This is a genomic window from Phenylobacterium sp., assembly GCF_965284355.1.
Classification (GTDB): domain Bacteria; phylum Pseudomonadota; class Alphaproteobacteria; order Caulobacterales; family Caulobacteraceae; genus Phenylobacterium.
This window is the reverse complement of record NZ_OZ260078.1, coordinates 2988590-3005732: the sequence shown is the minus strand read 5'-3', so window position 1 is coordinate 3005732 and position 17143 is coordinate 2988590. Positions and strand designations below refer to the sequence as shown.

At 68.6% G+C, this 17143-nt stretch carries 15 protein-coding genes; 9 read left to right on the top strand and 6 right to left on the bottom strand.

Annotated features, from left to right (window positions below; all coding sequences use genetic code 11):
• Positions 1 to 50 precede the first annotated feature (50 nt).
• Positions 51 to 1712 carry an MFS transporter gene (locus ACQ66R_RS14675; protein WP_430423180.1) on the top strand — a complete coding sequence of 554 codons (1662 nt, stop codon included), beginning with the start codon at positions 51 to 53 and terminating at the stop codon, positions 1710 to 1712.
• 115 nt (positions 1713 to 1827) lie between these two features.
• Positions 1828 to 2118: a hypothetical protein gene (locus ACQ66R_RS14670; RefSeq protein ID WP_430423178.1), complete on the top strand. Its 291-nt coding sequence runs from the start codon at positions 1828 to 1830 to the stop codon at positions 2116 to 2118.
• Here the strand turns inward: ACQ66R_RS14670 and ACQ66R_RS14665 are convergent.
• From ACQ66R_RS14665 to ACQ66R_RS14650, 4 genes are all read right to left on the bottom strand, one after another.
• Positions 2111 to 3421, bottom strand: a complete 1311-nt coding sequence (locus tag ACQ66R_RS14665; RefSeq protein WP_430423176.1) for a dipeptidase — start codon at positions 3419 to 3421, stop codon at positions 2111 to 2113. The two genes, ACQ66R_RS14670 and ACQ66R_RS14665, sit on opposite strands and share 8 nt — an antisense overlap.
• A gap of 186 nt (positions 3422 to 3607) precedes the next feature.
• Positions 3608 to 5935 (bottom strand): TonB-dependent receptor, encoded by a 2328-nt coding sequence (locus tag ACQ66R_RS14660; protein WP_430423174.1) that lies wholly within the window; start codon positions 5933 to 5935, stop codon positions 3608 to 3610.
• A gap of 176 nt (positions 5936 to 6111) precedes the next feature.
• Positions 6112 to 6996 carry an NAD(P)-dependent oxidoreductase gene (locus tag ACQ66R_RS14655; RefSeq protein ID WP_430423172.1) on the bottom strand — a complete coding sequence of 295 codons (885 nt, stop codon included), beginning with the start codon at positions 6994 to 6996 and terminating at the stop codon, positions 6112 to 6114.
• Positions 6997 to 7001: 5 nt separating this feature from the next.
• Positions 7002 to 7340: a c-type cytochrome gene (locus ACQ66R_RS14650; protein WP_430423170.1), complete on the bottom strand. Its 339-nt coding sequence runs from the start codon at positions 7338 to 7340 to the stop codon at positions 7002 to 7004.
• Positions 7341 to 7475: 135 nt separating this feature from the next.
• Here ACQ66R_RS14650 and ACQ66R_RS14645 point away from each other — a divergent pair, with 135 nt between their 5' ends.
• The 5 genes from ACQ66R_RS14645 (at position 7476) to ACQ66R_RS14625 (ending at position 11816) form a co-directional block, all read left to right on the top strand.
• A complete protein-coding gene (locus ACQ66R_RS14645; RefSeq protein WP_430423168.1) occupies positions 7476 to 7976 on the top strand; it encodes a (2Fe-2S)-binding protein in 501 nt (166 codons plus the stop codon).
• An 11-nt stretch (positions 7977 to 7987) separates the two neighbouring features.
• A complete protein-coding gene (locus ACQ66R_RS14640; RefSeq protein WP_430423166.1) occupies positions 7988 to 10186 on the top strand; it encodes a molybdopterin cofactor-binding domain-containing protein in 2199 nt (732 codons plus the stop codon).
• A gap of 62 nt (positions 10187 to 10248) precedes the next feature.
• Positions 10249 to 11163, top strand: coding sequence for an acyltransferase family protein (locus tag ACQ66R_RS14635; protein ID WP_430423164.1), 915 nt, complete (start codon positions 10249 to 10251; stop codon positions 11161 to 11163).
• Between the two features lie 84 nt (positions 11164 to 11247).
• The gene (locus ACQ66R_RS14630) at positions 11248 to 11511 is read left to right on the top strand and encodes a hypothetical protein (RefSeq protein WP_430423162.1); all 264 of its coding nucleotides are present in this window, start codon (positions 11248 to 11250) and stop codon (positions 11509 to 11511) included.
• A 5-nt stretch (positions 11512 to 11516) separates the two neighbouring features.
• Complete coding sequence (locus tag ACQ66R_RS14625) at positions 11517 to 11816, top strand: hypothetical protein (RefSeq protein WP_430423160.1); 300 nt, start codon at positions 11517 to 11519, stop codon at positions 11814 to 11816.
• A 33-nt stretch (positions 11817 to 11849) separates the two neighbouring features.
• Here the strand turns inward: ACQ66R_RS14625 and ACQ66R_RS14620 are convergent, their stop codons facing one another.
• Together ACQ66R_RS14620 and ACQ66R_RS14615 are read right to left on the bottom strand one after the other, a co-directional pair.
• Complete coding sequence (locus ACQ66R_RS14620; RefSeq protein ID WP_430423158.1) at positions 11850 to 13238, bottom strand: hypothetical protein; 1389 nt, start codon at positions 13236 to 13238, stop codon at positions 11850 to 11852.
• 43 nt (positions 13239 to 13281) lie between these two features.
• A complete protein-coding gene (locus ACQ66R_RS14615) occupies positions 13282 to 15258 on the bottom strand; it encodes a TonB-dependent receptor plug domain-containing protein (RefSeq protein WP_430423156.1) in 1977 nt (658 codons plus the stop codon).
• A 147-nt stretch (positions 15259 to 15405) separates the two neighbouring features.
• Between ACQ66R_RS14615 and ACQ66R_RS14610 the strand changes: the two genes are divergently transcribed.
• Both ACQ66R_RS14610 and ACQ66R_RS14605 read left to right on the top strand, forming a co-directional pair.
• Positions 15406 to 16608 carry a helix-turn-helix domain-containing protein gene (locus ACQ66R_RS14610; RefSeq protein WP_430423154.1) on the top strand — a complete coding sequence of 401 codons (1203 nt, stop codon included), beginning with the start codon at positions 15406 to 15408 and terminating at the stop codon, positions 16606 to 16608.
• Positions 16609 to 16734: 126 nt separating this feature from the next.
• Positions 16735 to 17142 carry a hypothetical protein gene (locus ACQ66R_RS14605; RefSeq protein ID WP_430423152.1) on the top strand — a complete coding sequence of 136 codons (408 nt, stop codon included), beginning with the start codon at positions 16735 to 16737 and terminating at the stop codon, positions 17140 to 17142.
• Position 17143: the final 1 nt, after the last annotated feature.

Below are 17143 nucleotides of genomic sequence, written 5' to 3'. Positions count from 1 at the left end.
GCGAGAATTCGGCTAAATCGAGACAAAGACGAGTTGGGGAGAGATCGGGCATGGCGGAAGTCGCCGCATCGGACGCGCCGGAGAAGGAGGGCACGTCTCTTCGCACTGTGGTGGCCGCTTCGTCCGCCGGGACCACCTTCGAGTGGTATGACTTCTTTGTCTTCGGCAGCCTGACAGGCGTCATCTCCAAGACCTTCTTCACCGGCCTGCCCGAGACGGCGGCGCTGGCGGCGGCGCTGGCGCTGTTCGGGACGGGCTTCCTGTTCCGCCCGCTGGGCGCGCTGGTGTTCGGCCGCATCGGCGACCAGGCGGGGCGCAAGGGCGCGTTCCTGGCCACCGTTCTGCTGATGGGCGGCGCCACCGTCGCGATCGGCCTGCTGCCCAGCTACACGCAGGCCGGCATCATCGGCCCGATCCTGCTGATCCTCATGCGCATCATCCAGGGGTTTGCGTTGGGCGGCGAGTATGGCGGCGCCGCGATCTATGTCGCCGAGCATGCCCCGGCCAACGGCCGCGGCAAGGCCACCAGCTGGATCCAGAGCTCTGCAGCGTTCGGCCTGTTCGGCGCCCTGATCGTGATCCTGCTGACCCGCCTGGCGGTCGGCAACGAGGCCTTCGACGCCTGGGGCTGGCGCATTCCGTTCCTGTTCTCGGGCGTGCTGCTGGCGATCTCGATCTGGATGCGCCTGAAGCTCACCGAGAGCCCCGAATTTGCCAAGCTGAAGGCCGAGGGCAGGCAGAGCCAGGCCCCCTTCAAGGAAGCGTTCGGCGAGTGGCCCAACCTCAAGCTGGTGCTGATTGCACTGGTGGGCATCATGTTCGCCCAGGGGGCGGTCTGGTACACGGCGTTCTTCTACGTGCAGACCTTCATGGAGCGGTTCCTGAAGGTCAGCCCTGAGACCATCAACATCCTGATGCTGTCAGCCACCGCGGCCAGCGCGGTGTTGTACGTCGTCTTCGGGTGGCTCTCGGACCGCATCGGCCGCAAGACGGTGATGCTGTTCGGCATGGTGCTGATGCTGGCGGCCTACTTCCCCGGCTTCCACATGCTGTCGCGCACGCTGAACCCGGCCATGGCCGAGGCGGCCGCCGCGACCCCGGTGGTCGTGATCGCCGACCCGGCCGACTGCTCGCTGCAGTTCGATCCCGTGGGCAAGGCCGCATTCCTGTCCTCGTGCGACATCGCCAAGTCGACCCTGGCCAACGCCGGGGTGTCGTACTCCAGCGAGGCGGGCGTGCCCGGCCGCCCGGCCCTGGTGCGCGTGGGCAGCCAGACGATCCCGTCCACCACCGCCGAAGGCCTGTCGCCCGAGGTCGCCAAGGCGGTGAAGGCCAGCGTCGAGACCCGGATCAAGACCGCGCTGACCCAGGCGGGCTACCCGACCAAGGCCGACCCCGCGCGAATGAACCTGCTGGGCGCATTCGGCGTGCTGCTGGTGTTCGTGGTGGCCGCGACCGCCCTCTACGGCCCGATCGCCGCCTGCCTGGTCGAGCTGTTCCCGACGCGGGTGCGCTATACGGCGCTGTCGCTGCCCTATCACATCGGCACCGGCTGGGTGGGTGGCTTCGTGCCCTTCACCGCCTTCGCGATCGTGACCGCCACCGGGGAGCTTTATTCGGGCCTCTGGTACCCGTTCGCATTCACGGCGCTGTCGGTCGTGGTGTGCTTCCTGCTGCTGCCTGAGACCAAGGGCAAGCGGCTGGACGCTTAGGCCTCAGGAGCATCCGCATGCGTTGGGTCATAGCCATAGCGCTGACTGTCGCTCTGTCCGCGGCGGAAGACGCCAAGGCCCAAGGCCGGACGGCGCCACGTCCGATCTGGCCTGCATGGTCGTGACCATGCTGGCGGCGACGCGCACGACCGACGCCAACTCGAAGCAAGGCGTGATGGTCGGCTTCGGGTACTACATGGGCCGGCTCAAGGGACGGGACCCCGGCATCGATCTGAAGGCGCGCCTGCTGGCGGAAACCCGGGCGTTGGTCGCCAACCCGGATCGGCTGAAGGCGGAGGCCATTCGCTGTGGCGCGGACATGCAAGCCTGGGGACGCGAAACCAAAGAGATCGGCGAGGCCCTGACGGCCGAAGGCCGCAAGATCCAGGGCGATCCCGCTACTTAGCCTTCGCCCCGTCCAACTCGACCAGCGTCGCATAGCTCGGCGCCGTCGTGGCCTGGAGCTTCTTCGCGACCGCCTCGGCCTCGCGCAGCGCGCGCAGGACGTTGCCGCCGGCCACCTTGCCCAGGTCCTCGTCGCTCCAGCCGCGGCGGGCCAGTTCGGCCAGGAGGTCGGGGAACTTGTCGACGCCCTCGAGGCCGGTGGGCGTGTCGCCGATTCCGTCGAAGTCCGAGCCGATGCCGACACAGTCCACGCCGCAGACCTTGGCCAGGTGGTCCACGTGGTCGGCCACCATCGCCAACGTTACCGGCGGCTTCGGATTGGCCTTGTCCCAGGCGGCGAGCGCCGCCTTCGCCCGGTCGGGCTGGCCGATGTAGAGGCCGCCGAACGGCGGGGCGTTGTAGCGGGCCTGCTCGGCGGAGCGGTTGGCCGCCCACTCCATGCGCGCGCGGCTGACGTAGTTGGGCAGGAAGTTGACCATCACCACGCCGCGGTTGGCCTTCACCTTCTCCAGCACCGCGTCGGACACGTTGCGGGCGTGGTCGGCGACGCCGTCGGCGCCCGAGTGCGAGAAGATCACCGGCGCCTGGGCGGCTTCCAGCGCGTCCAGCATCGTGCCTTCCGACACGTGGCTGAGATCGACCAGCATGCCCAGCCGGTTCATCTCGACCACCACCGCGCGGCCGAAGGGCGTGAGTCCATCGTGCGCCGGGTTGGCCGTGGCGCTGTCGGCCCAGCGGGTGTTGATGGCGTGGGTCAACGTCATGTAGCGCGCGCCGGCGGCGTACATCTGGCGCAGCACCGGCAGGCTGTCGTTGATCTGGTGACCGCCCTCGATCCCCACCAGCGAGGCGACCTTGCCCGCCTTGTGGATGCGGACCACGTCGTCGGCGGTGTAGGCCATCTCGAACGTCGCGGGATAGCGCTGGGCCAGCCCCTTCACGATGTCGATCTGCTCCAGCGTCATCTGCACGGCGACCGGGCCGTCGAACGTCGACGGGATGAAGACGCTCCAGAACTGGCCGCCCACCTTGCCCGCCTTCAGGCGCGGGATGTCGGTCATCATGCCCGGGCCGCCCTCTTCCTTGAGGCCGGTGGTGTCGACCGACAGATCCAGCTTGCCGGGATTGATCCCCACGCGCTGGCGCAGGCCCCAGGGCACGTCGTTGTGGCCGTCGATCAGGGGAGTCTTCGCCAGCACCTTGTCGACGCGCGCCTTGATCTTCGCGTCGTCAGGCTGGGCGTGAGCGGCGCCGCCAAGCGCCAGGGCCAACGCGGTGCAGCCCGCCAGAATTCCACGCTTCATCGTATCGCCTTCCCCAGGAGAGCCTGAGCTTGCAGAGCCGCCGCGGCGCGTCAACGCCGCGGCGCTCGCGTCCAAGAGCCCGTCCCGGTTGGCTTGAATCAAGCCAACCGGGAGAACCGGGCTCGTCGTCTTCTTGCTGGAGCGCATCCTCATCGCCTGTGGAGCCTCATCCTCGCGGGATGCGCTCTAGAACTCGGTGGACAGTGTGACCTGCACCGTGCGCCGCGGGCCCGGCCGGAAACTCGCCGGGGTATTGATCGTGGTCGAGATCGTGCCGAGGTAGTCCTCGTCCAGCAGGTTGTCGACGTTGATCCGCGCCTTGACGTTCTTGAGGTAGCCCCAGTCCACCCCGTCACCCAGATCGAGGTAGGCCGCCAGGATCGTGTAGCCGCCGGTCGTCTCGGTGTTGAGGAAGTTGGTGTAGCGCTTGGAGATCGTGCGCGCCGACAGGTTCAGGATCGCGCCGGGGGTCGGCTCGAAGGTGACGCCGCCCTGGAAGAGCCACTTCGGGAAGTCGGGCACACGGTTGCCGGCGATCGCGAAGGTGGCGAAATTGTCCTTAAATTCCGAGATGTTGTAGGACAGGTTGGTGTTGAAATAGACCTTGCCGCCCAGGAACTCGGGCTTCCACTGGCCGCTGAACTCGGCGCCGTGGGCTTCCACCGCCCCCACGTTCTGGAAGAAGGTCTCGGTCGTCGTGCTGCCGGGCACCGGCGAAGCGAACGACTGCAGCCGGTTGTCGAACTTGGTGAAGTAGGCCACCAGCGAGGCGTTGAACGTCGGCCGGTTGGTGCGCACGCCCAACTCGTAGTTCTTCGCCTTCTCGGCGTCCGGTCCGGGCGCCAGGGGACTCGCCGCCGAGAAGATGTCATCGGCGCCGCGCGGCAGGGCCATGTTCTCGGAGTACGACACGAACACCTGGTCGCGGCTGGTCACCGACCACACCGCGCCGACCTGCGGCAGGAACAGGTCCTTCCATTTGTCGGTGATGGTGGGCGTACGCCGGTTGATGAAGTCCCCGGGGTTCCGATAGCCCGAAATCTCGTAGTCGATGTCGAGACCCTTGAAGCCCACATCCACCTTCAGCTGGCCGTCCAGCAGGCTGATCGTGTCCTTCAGGAAGATCTGCGTCGTCTTGCGATTGGACGTGTAGTTGCGCTGCAGGTGGACCGGCTCGTTGAGCAGGGGCGCTCCGTCGGGATTGCCGTTCGCCACGTTGTAGCGCTGCTGGGTGCGGTGATAGTCGTCGTCCTCGTACCAGGCCCCGGCCTGGACGGTGTGGATGGTCCAGCGCCAGACGGCATTGCCGGTCAGGCCCTTGCGCTTCCCGTCGATGGTGGACAGGCCGTACTGGATGCCGCGCGGCGCGAACAGGCCCGGCACGATCAGACGCTCGGCGTTGTGGCTGGCCAGCGAGGTGGCGTAGGCCTCGGGCGAGACGCCGTAGCCCTTCTTGTCCTCGTAGTAGCCGGTCAGCGAGACGTCGATGTTCTCGCCGATCGGGGTCTTCAGCGTCAGCGCGTAGAGATGGTCCTCCCGGCTGTTCACCGCGAACTTGTAGTACTGGTTGTAGGCCGTGTTCGAATACGGGATCCCGGCCGCCGTGATCGGCAGCGACGTCGCCGTGGCCGGCGTCCCGGCCGCGCCGGGGACCGGCACATAGCCGATGTAGGCGAAGTCACGCCCGCTGCGCCCGAAGATGTCGCCGGCCGTTCCGGCGTACTGGGCCTTGGTGATCGAGGGGCTGTCGTAGTCGAAGTACTTGTTGTGGACGGTCTGGAAAGTCAGCGAGCCGCCCGTGCTCCAGCGGTAGCGCGCCTGGCCCTCGTAGTGATCACGGTCGATGGTGCCGGGCCCGCGCCACAGCTCGCCCGAAACGGTCGAGGCGCTGACGAAGGCCGAGAAGCCGTTGTGCTCGCCGGTGTCGATCCGCCCGAAGGCGCGCAGCAGCTCGTCCGAGCCGCGGCTGTAGCTGACCCGGCCCCCGAACGTCTCGGCCGGCCCGCGGCTGATGTAGCTGACGATCGGCCCCAGCGAGGCGTAGCTGGCCAGCGCGACGTCGCCTGCGCCCGACGAGGCCGTGACCCGCGCCAGGTTCTCGTTGTCGACGTAGCGATAGATGGGCGAGCCCCCGAACTGGTCGGACCGGCCCATCGGCACGTCGTCCAGCAGGAACCCGATCTGTTGGAAGTTGAAGGCCCGCACCGAGACCGAGTTGCCGAACTCATACATGCCCAGGGCGTCGTTGGCCTGGACGTTGAAGCCCGGCAGGCTCTCCAGCATCTTCAGGCCGGTGATGCCGGCCGGCGCCGAGAGCAGGGCGTCGCTGGTGATGGAGACCGTGGCCGTGGGCTCGTCCGTGCCGATGGCCACCTTCGCCTCCGACACGCGGCTGCCTGTGACGACCAGTTCCTCGACTTCCGGCCCCCTGGCCTGCGCCGCAGCCTCGCCGGCGACCGCCCCCAACAGCACGCCCACGCCTGCCACGGTGGCGAACCAAGTCGTCTTTTGCATCCCCGTATCCTTTTTGTGACGGCCCTGGGATGCGAGGGGTCGGGAGCGCCGTCGGGTGGCGCAAGCGGTGGGGGGGCGCAGGCGGGCTCATTCCTTTGAGCGATCAGGGATTGCACAGGTTCGAGGTCAGGCCGCCGGGATACTGATCAGTTACATGATCGGCGATCAGGCAAGCGTCAGCTCGCGATCGGCAGAACCACGGTGCTGACGCCGCGGGCGTCGAGGGCGGCCTGTTCGGTGCGCCAGGCCGGGCCGGTGACCAGGCGGGCGACCGTCATGCCTTCGGCCGCGAGCTCGACCAGTTGCTCGAGAGTGCGTCCGTCCAGCCGCTCGGCGTCGCGTCGCGCCAGGGCCACGACGTCGGCGTGGGCGCCCTCATCGCAGACCAGCACATCGGCCGCCGACAGCGCGCGGGCGGCGCGCAGGGTCAGCAGGTCGGCAGGGCCGCGGGCGTCGATGTACTGCACCGCGCCCAGCAGCAGGAACGAGTCCGACAAGGCCGCGCGCAGACGTTCCTTCGCGCCCTCCATGTCGCCGTCCATGGCGGCCTCGGCGGCGGGTCCGGTAAGCGCGGCGCGCAGGAAACGGCGGCGCGCCATGGCCTCGGGTAGGGCCGCGCGCACCTCGTCCTGCATCGCGCGGAACAGGGCCGCCACCCGGCCGGTCCCCTCGGGCACCCGGGCCTCGAGATCGTGGCGCAGCATCGCGGCCAGCATGGGCGACGCGCCGCCGGTGCCGATGGCCGCCACCACCTCGCCGCGATCGATCACAGATGGCGTGGTGAAGTCGCACAGCGCCGGTCGATCGACGACGTTCACGGGCACATGGGCGGCCCGCGCGGCCTGAGCGGCGGCGGCGGCCCAATCGTCGTCGGGGCCGGCGATGAAGGCCAGCGCCATCCCGGCGTAGGACCGAGCGTCGAGCGCCGCCGCGTCGGTCAACCGCACGAGCCTGGCCGGCGAACCCGCGAACAGGCGCGCCTTGGCCTCGGCCGCCTCGCCTTCGCCCGCGATCACGACCGAACGGCCGGCCAGCGGGTAGAAGGCGGGGAACGAGTCCATCGCGGCTACTTCAACGTCTTCAGATAGCCGATGATCGCCGCGCGGTTGGCGTCCGCCGGCACCGAGATCAGCATCTTCGTACCGGGCGCGAACGCCGACGGCGCCTTCAGGAAGGCGTCGAGGTTGGCGTCGGTCCAGGTCCCGCCCTTGTTCTTCAGGCCAGGCGAATAGGCGAAGGCCTTCGCCGCGACCGGGCCGCCGGCCACGCCGCTCAGCGCCGGGCCCATCGGCGAGCCGCCGTGGCACATCTTGCACTGCATGTTGAAGAGTTGCGCGCCGTCCTGAGCCAGGGCGGGGCCCGCCGCGAGGGTGAGGGCGATAGCGGCGGCAGTCGTGCGAAGCATAGTCACTCCTGGAAATCGGCGAGATTCGTAAATCCGGTACGCAATAGCCTTCAACACCGCCTTGACCCAACCTCGGACTTACGGCGCTGTCTAAACAACGTTAGGATCGCGGCCAAATCAGTATGGAGACGCCCGATGGCGACCACGGTGGATGTGAACGGACGGCCAGTGAACGTCAACTCGCCGCCCGAGACCCCGTTGCTATGGGTGCTGCGAGATGAACTGGGGCTGACTGGCACGAAATACGGCTGCGGTGTGGCCCAGTGCGGCGCCTGTACGGTGCTGGTGGACGGCAATGCGATGCGCTCGTGCCAGCTGCCGGTCTCGGCGATCGGCGCCGCCAAGGTCACCACCATCGAGGGCCTGGGGGGCTCGCACCCCCTGCAGGAAGCCTGGGTGAAGCTGGATGTGCCTCAGTGCGGCTACTGTCAGTCGGGCCAGATCATGAGCGCGGTGGCTCTTCTGAAGGCCACGCCCAAGCCGGACGACGCGGCGATCAGCGCGGCCATGGACGGCAACATCTGCCGCTGCGGCGCGTATCAGCGGATTCGCGCGGCGATCAAGGAAGCGGCAGCGGCGCCTGCTGTCTCGGCGCCCGCGGCCCCCGCAACGGCCCCCGCGACGCCGTCGGTCTGAGGAGCCCCCACATGAACAAGCCCCTCAAGACCATCGCCACCGCTGCGACCCGGCGCGAAGTCCTCGTCGTCGGCGCCACGCTGGCCGGCTCGAGCCTGCTGGTCGGCTGCTCGCTTCCCGAAGTGCTGTCGGCCGGCTCCAAGGTGGAGCCCGGCGCGTTTGGCCCCTTCCTGAAGTTCGCCCAGGACGGCACGGTCACCGTCGTCTCCAAGCACATCGAATTCGGCCAGGGAAACCACGCCGGCTTGGCCGCCATCGCCGCCGAGGAGCTGGACGCCGACTGGACCAAGGTGGAGGTCGAGCAGGCGCCGGCCAACGCCAAGCTGTACGGCAACCGGCTGATGGGCGGGACGCAGGGGACCGGCGGCTCATCGGCGATTTCGAACTCGTGGATGCAGCTGCGCACGGCCGGCGCGGCGGCGCGGGCGATGTTCGTGTCGGCGGCGGCGGCCAAGTGGGGCGTGCCGGCGGGCGAGATCACCGTGCTGAACGGCGTGCTCAGCCATACCTCGGGCAAGCAGGCCGGCTTCGGCGAGCTGATCGAGGAGGCGGCCAAGGTGGCGCCGCCGGCCGAACCCAAGCTGAAGGATCCCAAGACCTTCACCCTGATCGGCCAGGATCGGGTGCGCCGCAAGGACAGCCGGGCCAAGAGCAACGGCACGGCGAAGTACACCCAGGACGTCCAGCTGCCCGACATGCTGATCGCCATGGTGGCCCATCCGCCGAAGTTCGGCGCGACCGTGAAGTCGTTCGATGCGGCCGAGGCCAAGAAGGTCCCGGGCGTGACCGACGTCTTCAAGATCCCCAGCGGCGTCGCCGTGGTGGCCAACTCCACCTACGCCGCCAAGCTGGGGCGCGACGCGCTGAAGGTGGAGTGGGACGAGGCCAAGGCCGAGAAGCGCGGCTCGGCCCAGATCCTCGCCGAGTTCAAGGACTACGCCTCCGGCAAGACGGCGGCGCCCGAGAAGGTGAAGTGGGGTGGGTTCGACTCGAAAGGCGACGCCGCGCAGGCCGCCGCGGGCGCGAACGCGCTCGAGATCGCCTACGACTTCCCCTACCTGTCGCACGCCACGATGGAGCCGATGAACTGCGTGGCGATGATCGGCAAGGGTCCGCCCAAGCTGATCTTCGGGTCGCAGTCTCCGACGCTGGACCAGATGAACACCGCGCGCATCGCCCTGGCCCTGCCGGGTTCGGTGGAGATCGAGACCCTGTTCGCCGGCGGATCGTTCGGGCGGCGCTCGAACTTCCAGTCCGACTACGTGGTGGAGTGCGTCCACATCGCCAAGAAGGTGGGTAAGGGCCGGCCCGTGAAGTTGGTCTGGACCCGCGAGGACGATCAGCGCAGCGGGTACTTCCGGCCCCTGACCCACCACACCGTGCGCATCACCACCGACAAGGACGGCTTCCCGGCCACCTGGCGCCACCGGATCGTCACCCAGTCGATCCTGAAGGGGGCGCCTCCCGGCTCGCCGGGCGGCAAGGGGGTCGACTTCACGGCGGTCGAAGGCGTGATGGGCTCGCCCTACCTGAAGGCGACGCCGGTCGTGGACGCCCAGCTGCTGACCCCCGACGTGGGCGTGCCGGTGCTCTGGTGGCGCTCGGTGGGCGCAACCCATACGGCCTATGTCATGGAGCACACCGTCGACCAACTCGCGAAGCGTGCGGGCAAGGACCCGGTGGAGTATCGCCGCGCGCTCTACACGAAGGCCGGCGCCAACCGTCACCTGGCGGTGCTGAACCTGGCCGCGGAGAAGGCCGGCTGGACCACTCCGGCGCCCGCCGGCTGGACCCGCGGCGTGGCCGTCCACGAAAGCTTCGGCTCGGTGGTGGCCCAGGTCGCCGAGGTGAAGGTCGAGAACGGGATTCCGAAGGTGGGCCGCGTCGTCACGGCCATCGACTGCGGCACGGCCATCTCGCCCGACCAGGTCGCGGCCCAGATGGAGGGCGGAACCTGTTACGGCCTGTCGGCGGCGCTGTTCGGCAACATCACCCTCACCGGCGGCGCGGTCGACCAGGCCAACTTCGACAGCTACCGCGTGCTGCGCAACTCGGAAGCCCCGACGGTCGAGACCTATATCGTGCCCTCGGCCAACAAGCCCTCGGGCGTCGGTGAACCTGGCACGCCGGTGATCGGCCCGGCCGTAGCGAACGCCCTGCTGGCGATCACCGGCCAGCCCACGCTCAGCCAGCCGTTCGTGAAGGCGTAGAGCCCTGCCTTTCCCGCTCAGCGGGAAAGGCAGAATCCCCGACGCGTGCTAACCACCCCCGCATGAACTTCGACGTCATGCGGCTGATCGCGGCGCTGCTTGTGGTGGTGAGCCACACGTTTCCGCTCGCCGGCCAGCCGGCTCTCACGATCCGCGGGGTCGAGGACCTGGGCGCGCTGGGCGTCTCGGTGTTCTTCGTGATCAGCGGCTATCTGGTGGCGGCGAGCTACGTCCGCGACCCGAAATCGTATCTGCTCAAGCGCGTGCTGCGAATCGAGCCTGGGCTGATCGCCTCGCTGGTGGTGACGGTCGGCCTGTTGTCGTTCGTCACAACCGCGCCGCAGGCCGAGTACTGGCGGGCGGGCGCCCTCTACATCGTGCGCAACGCGCTGCTCTATCCCGCCACCTACGAGCTTCCTGGCGTGTTCCAAGGCTTGGCGATGGCCGGAGTCGTCAACGGCGTGCTCTGGACCCTGCGGCTGGAGTTCACCTTCTACCTGGTGCTGTGGGCGATCCGGGCGCGGCTGCCGCTGGTGCTGGCGCTGCTGGGCGCCTGCACGGCCGTGTTCGTCGTGATGAGCTTCACCCATCCCCACTGGGCCGACGACCGGGTGACGCGCATCGCGTTCCTGGCGGCCCGCAACGGCCTCCTGTTCTTCGCGGGCGCGGCCGTGCAGTTGCTGGGATGGCGCATCCCGGTGTGGCTGGGCGCCGGCTCGGCGGTCGCGTTTCCGTTCGTGGGTCCGCTGGCGCTGCCGACCGCGGTGCTGGGCCTGGCGCGGCCCGGGAAGCTGCCGGCCGACCTCAGCTATGGGGTCTACATCTACGCGTTCCCGCTCCAGCAACTGCTGGCGGCCTACGGCCAACTCAATGTCGCAACGGCTGTCCTGGCCGTCGTGCCGTTCGCGCTGATGAGCTGGTTCCTTGTCGAGCGTCCGGCGCTTAAGCTGAAGCCTGGATCTCGACCCGCCTGGTGACTCTCCGGTGGATTGTGATCGCGTTCTCGTGAACCAATCACGCTTTCGTGCGCTCTCGCTTGGCAACTCATTCTGGAGAGACCTATGCGCACCATGACTGCCATCGTCGCCGCCCTCGGCGCCCTGAGCCTGGCCGCTTGCGAAAGCCCCGCCGACAAAGCCGCTGAGAAGCAGGCCGACGCCGTCGAAGCGACGGGCGAAGCCAAGGCCGACGCCCTGGAAAGCCAAGCCGCCGCCACCTCGAACGAGGCCGCTGAGACCCAACTGAACAAGCAGGCCGACGCGGTCGAGCAGGCCGCCGACGCCAAGGCTGACGCCATCGAGCAACAAGCAGGCAAGAAGGACTAAATCCTATGCGTCTTCTGATCACCGCCGTGTCCGCCATCGGGCTTCTCAGCCTGGGCGCGTGCAGTAAGCAGGACGAGGCCGCCAAGTCGGCGGGTGAGGCGGTCGAGGCCCAGGCCAACGCCACCGCCGCCCAGATGCAGGCGGCCGCCGACGCGGCGAAGGCCGCCGCGGAAGCGGGTTCGGATGCTGCACAGACCGCCGCGGCGGAGACCGCCGAACAGCTCGAGGCCAAGGCCGAGGCTGTAAAGGAGGCGGGTGAGAAGAAGGCCGACGAGGTCGAGACGAAGATGGAAGAGAAGCACTAGCGGCTACTCTTCCGACTGGAGGAGGCCCCGGGCTCAGCCGAGCTTCGGGGCCTTCTTCGTGAGTCGGGTCAGGTCGGACCGGGCTCTGCGCCAGCCCAGCCAGACCCCCGTGGCGACGCCCGCGCCGGCCAGGACCAGCAGGGCCGTCATGGCCGCCGCCCAGCCACCGCCGCGGTCGAACCCTCGGATGAAGTCCATGCGGTGCGGGGCCTCGAACAGCCAGCGGAACCCGCGCCTTGCGGCGTCGGCGCGCGCGAGCACCTGGCCCGACGCCGGGTCGAGATAGAACCGCACGCCATCCGCCATCTGCACGCGCCAGACCGGCAGCGTGACCGTCTCATGGTGGCCGAAGTAGTACGCGTCCTCCTCGGTGATGAGGCCCTGGCTGCCTACGGCGCCCATCCGCTGCGACGCCTCGGCCAGCGCGCGTTGGTCCAGCGGCGCCAGTTTGGCCGCCGCATCGAGACGTCGACCGTCGGCCATCAGGAAGAGCGTCCCCGCGAGGGGAGCGATGGTGATCCGCCGCGCGACGACACCCTCGGCCCTCGCCGCCCTGATGGCCTGCCGCACGTCGCCGAACGCGACGAACCCCGTCATCTGCTCGGGCCGTTCGTCGGGCGCGCTTTCCAGGAAGCCCCAGGGGTTCATCGAGACCAGGCCGCTGGCCACCCAGGTCAGGGTCAGCACGCCGGCCGCCAGGCCCGTCAGGTGATGCCAGGCCATCCAGCCGCGGAACGGCGTGAGCCGCGCGTCGCGCCATGGCCGCCAGGCGACGACGCCCAGATAGAGCCCGGTGACCGTCAGGAAGACGCCGACGATCGAGGTCCAGATGACCACCTGGGCCCAGAGCCGCGTGTCGGCGCGAAGCCCCTCGAAATAGAGCCAGTGCGGGATCGGCCCCAGCCAGTTCAGCACCTTCTCGCGCGCCGTCACCACCTGGCTCACCGCGCCCGTATGGGCCGAGACGTAGACGTCGGTGCGGGCCGGGTCGTCGAAATGGAAGAGGTAGAAGGGGCGGCGCTTGTTGAAATAGCCGGTGACCGTCCACTGGTCGCGCTCGACCGCCTCCGGCGCGCCCGGACGTCCCGCGATCCCGTGAGCGCGGGCGTAGGTCGTGGCGACGGCGGTGGCTTCGACCGACGAGATCCGATGGATCGCCTGCCCGGTCGCCAGGTCGATCACCCCGCCGTCGAAGCGCAGCACAGGCCGACCCGCGAGATCCTCGACCGTGGCGTGGTCGACCTGCTGGACGTTCTGGGTCTCGCCGAACCGGCAGCACTGCGCCCAGGAGATCGGCGCCAGCCCCTTGGCCCGCTCCACATCCGAGACCTCGGGCCAGTGGACAAACAGCATCACGATGCCGCTCGCGAACCACAGCAGCATCAGCAGCCCCATGACGACGCCCAGGTAGCGGTGTGTCACCACCAGCCACTTCGGCGCCCACGGTTTGCGGACGGAGTTTGCGTCAGAAGGAATAGGCGTAGCTCACGTGCAGGGTCCGGGGCACGCCTCGGAACCGGTAGAAGAACCGCTGGGTCGACAGGTCGATCAGCGCCGAGTTCACGCGGGTGGCGTAGTCCTCGTCCAGGGCGTTCTCAAGCCGGGCTGTGACGCGGTGTTTGCGCTTGTCGCCGTCGATGTAGACGTGGGCGGCCAGGTCGACGACGGCGTAGTTTCCGTAGTTCACCCGGCCGAAGCCGTTGACCCCTGAATAGACGTCACCCACCCAGAGCGCGCTAACCGACGCGCCGAATGGGCTGCCCGGAGGCTCATAGACGATCGCCGCTTTTGCCTGTTGCTCAGGAATGCGGTCGAACAACTGCCCCGCGCCTGAGACGCGCGTACGCGAGTACGCGTAGGAGGCGCTCGCCGATATCGCATCCGTGATCTGGGCGGTGCCGCTGAGCTCAAGTCCACGGGTCTTCACCGCGTCAGCGACATTGGCGTAGATCCCCTCCGGGAAGGCCGGAAGGTCGTAAACGTCGACGATCAGGTCATCGATCTTCCGCGCGAACCCGGTCACCTGCCAGGTGAAGCGATCGCTCTGGCCGCCCACCGAGACGTTTGCGTTGACGCTCTCCTCGGGCTTCAGGTCGGGGTTGCCGACGGCGCAGCAAGGGTCGATCCCGAACAGCTGCTCGGCGCTGGGCAGGATGAACGACGTGCCCACCATGCCCTCGAGGTAGAGGTCCGGCATGACGTCCCAGCGGCCCGAGAGGTTCCAGATCGCCTTCTCGCTCTCGTCGGTCCTGTTGTAGCGGACGCCGGCGGCGAAGTGGGCGTTCTCGATCAGGTCGTCGGTCGTGCGGACCTGGGCGACGAGGGCGTGCACGGTCTCGGTCTGCTGGGCGATCAGCAGGACGTCGTCGCGGCCGTTGAAGTTCTGGTAGTCGTAACCCAGTTGGTACTCGAACCCGCGATGCAGGTTGAGCTTGGCCAGCACAGAGACACCGTAGTCCTCGTAGCCCCAGTAGGTCAGGTCATCGATGATGACGCCCGGCCCTGCGATGTTGGACGGCACGTTGTTGACCGTCGAATAGACGCTGTCCCAGTCGTGGTAGTAGCCCTTCACCGACAGCTGCACTTGGTCGCCGGCGGTCCAGTCCAGGCTGAGGCTGCCGATCTCCTCGTCGCGGTCGTTGAACGACAGGCGGGTGAGGCGCGGGCCGGGATAGTCCAGGTGGGCGTCGGTGTGCTGGTAGTAGAGGTTCAGCGCCAGGTCGTCCGACAGGTCGAGGCCCAGCTTGCCGCCGAAGCTGACCACGTCGTAGCCGCGCTTGCGGGCGGTGGCGCTGGGCTGGAAGACGTTGAACGTGCGGTAGCCCTCGGCCTCGTCCTTCGACACCCAGGCCACGAACCGCGCCGGTCCGGCCGGGCCGCGAACCAGCAGGTCGGCGTGGACGCCCTGGTGGGTGTGGCCGCCCAGGGTGACCGTGCCCTCCAGTTCGTCGACGTAGGGCTTGGTCACCACGTTGATCGCGCCGGCCACGGCCTGGGTGCCGTAAAACAGGCTCTGGCCGCCCTTCAGCACCTCGATGCGCTCGACCATGCTGGCCGGCAGCGTGTCGGCGGGACTTGTGGACGTGTAGAGTCGGTTGTTGATCCGCACGCCGTCGACCAGCCACAGAACGTCGCCGGTCCGCGCCCCCTGGACGGAAATGTCGACATAGCTGAACGGGCCGTTCCGCGGCGAGACGAAGACGCCCGGCGTCTGCATCTGCAGGGCCTGGGACACATCGACATAGACGTTGTCCCGCAGGACGGTCGGGGTGATCACCGCCAGGTCGCTGCCGTAGCGCGCCAGATCCTGAGGCAGGGTCTCGTCCAGCCGGGCGCCGCGCACCACCACTTCGTCCACCTCTGCGTCGGCCGCGCAGGCTCCGGTCGCCAGCGCTGAGGCCGCGCACGCCGCCAGCAGCGCCGTCAGGCTGTTCATCCGCATCTTGGTCCCCCCATGTCGAAGTGCGCGCGGTCTTCGCGCCGCGTCGGATCGGGGCGTAAAGGCGCGTGCAAGGCGCGCGCCCGTACTTTACGGTTTCCAGGACCGTTACAGGGGGTTACAGCGGCCTCAGGGTATCGAAAGTCGGGTATGGACGAGGAACGGGCAAAGGCGCTGGCGGAACAGGTCGCGCGCATCCGCAACGCGGGCGTGCTGGGCCGCAGCCACGGCCTCGCGCGGCTGTTCGACTACCTGGCCGATCCGGCGCACGCCGGCCGCACCCTGCGCGAAACCGAGATGGCCCAGGACGTATTCGGTCGCGAGGTCGACCTGTCGGGCGACGCCTCAGTTCGCGTCTACGTCCATCGCCTCCGCAAGAAGCTGGAGGCGTTCTACGCAGGCCCGGGGGTCGATCAGCCCCACCGGCTGGTGATCCCCGTGGGCGAGTACCGACTGGACGTCATCCCGGCCGAGGCCGCAGCCACCGCCGCGCCGGGCGCCGTGAGGCGGCCGAAATGGATCCTGCCGCTGGCGGCCGCCGTCGCGGTGACGGTCGCGGCCAATATCGGCGGCTGGGTCTGGTTCGCTCGCGACTCCGGCCCCGGTCACGAGCTGGCGCAGGTGGCCGCCTCGCCGCTGTGGGCCGACGTGGGGCGCGAGCGGCCGGTCGTGGTGGTGGTCGGCGACTACTACATCTTCGGCGACACCGAGCACGGCGAAGGGCCCAAGCGGATGATCCGCGCCTTCGAGATCAACTCGCCCGCCGATCTCGACGCCTGGCTGATGGACAACCCCGAGTTCCAGGGCCGCTACATCGACCTCGACACCTACTACACGCCGGTGGGCGCCACCCTGGCGCTGCGCGAGATCATGCCGTTGGTCCGTCAGGCCGCCGGTGGGCACGACCGCGTGCAGGTGGTCACCGCCTCACACCTGACGCCCGAGCTCCTGAAGACGTCCGACATCGTCTACGTGGGCTACCTCTCCGCCCTTCGGGTGCTGCAGGAGCCGGTGTTCGCCCGCTCGCGCTTCACCATCGGCTCGACCTACGACGAGCTGATCGACCGCAAGACAGGCGCGGCCTACGTCTCGGGCGCCGGCAAGGCCCAGGGCGACCGGCCCAACCGCGACTACGGCTACCTGGCCAGCTTCAAGGGCCCGGCGGGCAACCGCTTCGTCATCATCGCCGGCAACCGCGACATCGGGGTCATGCAGACCGCCGAGATCGCCGCCGATCCCGCCGCCATCGACGCCCTCAAGCTGCAGGCCGGCGGGCCGCTGGAAGCGCTGTACGAGGTGGACGGCGTGGGCCGCACGGCGCTGGGCGCCAAAACCGTAGTCGAAGTGCGCTGATCCAGAGGCGGAGTCGGTCCGGGGGGTGGAGAGCGAACGGCAAAGGCTGTCATTTTCCGTTCAGGCGGCGGCCGGCATAGAGCGGCCTCTCATCCGTGAACCGACCCTAAGCGTATTCCCGAGCCTATGCGTCACTCCCAGCTTTTCGCGGCCACGCTGTCGCTTCTCCTTGCCGCCGACGCGGCCGGCGCCGCCGAACCCGCCCGCCAGGGCGGCGTCGCGGCCGCCTTCGGCAACACCGTCAAGGCCCTGTACCCGGACGGCCGCTACCAGTGGCTCTGGTTCAACGCCGACGGCTCCTGGGAGGCGTTTGGCCGCCGTGGCAAATGGTCGTCGGGCAAGTGGGCCCAGAAGGACGCGGGCCAGGTGTGCCTGAAGCAGTCCAAGCCGATCCCCATCCCGCTGAACTACTGCACCGCCTTCCCGGCGACCGGCGGCGTCGGCGCCGTTTGGACGTCGAAATCCCTGGAAGGCGAGCCGATTAAGGTCACCGTCGTGAAGGGCATCCAGCGGCCGGCGGCGGCGGCGCGCTAGC